We start from the raw sequence: 1,139 nt of genomic DNA, 5'->3' as shown, positions 1-1,139 counted from the left end.
AGCCGTATTAGTCCCTGTATTAAATACCGAAGTTCTGTAAAGGCCCATTATATTTCCATTCAGATCATATTGTAAAGATTCTGTATGTTCTTTACTGTTGGGATTCATTGGATTCTGATAATATCCTGCCAGAAGACGGTTTAGACCATCATAGGCATAGCCGTATCTTTTAGGGGTTAGAGAAGGGTTGGCTCCCAGGGATTCTACGGCCCTCCAATCTACTTCTGCAATATTACCGTTGTATCTTGGTTGTACATTTTTTCCTGAAAATTGTGCTGGGTCAGGATTTTCAATTCCCTCTCTTTGGTTGTACTTAATTTTATAAGAAAAAAGCTTTCCTCCCAAATCTGTAAGACTCATCTGATTTTTATTAATATCAGTCATCCATCCTCTGATATTGTAGGCATAATCAATACTTTGAAGATTGTTTCCTACCTCCTTGTTTACGAGCTGAGAGAGTTCATTATAGCTGTTTTTTGCCAATAATTCTTCAGGTTTGCTATCCACCTGATGATAATGCTCTTTTAGCCTGTTTCCATTATCGTATACAAAACGTTCTTTTACAGTGATTCCTGGTTCACCTGTTTTTCGTAAATGAGTGGTAATGGTTTGTTGTGGAAGACCTGCAAAATCAAGCTTGGATTCTGTTTTGGTATATCCTCCAAGATGATTGATAGAGTATGAGCCAATCACTCTTCCTTTCTGGTCATAATAGGTGTAAGTTTTTGTCCAGCTGTCATCTTCAATATTCTTGACCAGGCTCATCACAGGCAGTCCTGTGGTATTTCTACCGTTTGGGGTGAGAATATTTGTTAAAATCATCATCTCAGGAGTATTGGCCGGAAATGCAGGATTGAAGCTGTATGCCAGATAACTATCGTAATAGTTTAAAAACAGTAAAGTGACCCATGTAGAGGATTTAGGATAGATAAGATCGGAGTTAAAAACTTTGCGCAGCCGGGTGGAACTCGACAGCGATACCAAAGCTCACATATTTGCTACTATTGATGCGTTTACTAAAGCTTCTAAACTTAAAAATATTGCAGCGCTTTAGTTCTTTTCCTAGTACAAAACAGAACATCACATAACACAAAAAACCTCGCAAAATGCGAGGTTTTTTTATCTACTCAAAGTTATAA

General features: G+C 37.7%; 1 pseudogene. It reads right to left on the bottom strand.

Going from position 1 to position 1,139, the window contains the following annotated elements:
• Positions 1 to 984 (bottom strand): annotated as a pseudogene (locus tag AC27VX_RS23745) (RHS repeat-associated core domain-containing protein); the annotation flags it as partial.
• Positions 985 to 1,139 lie beyond the last annotated feature (155 nt).

Source organism: Chryseobacterium sp. 14P4.3.2 (assembly GCF_057799275.1).
Note: the sequence above shows the minus strand (reverse complement) of the source record. Positions and strands in the feature narration are given on the sequence as shown.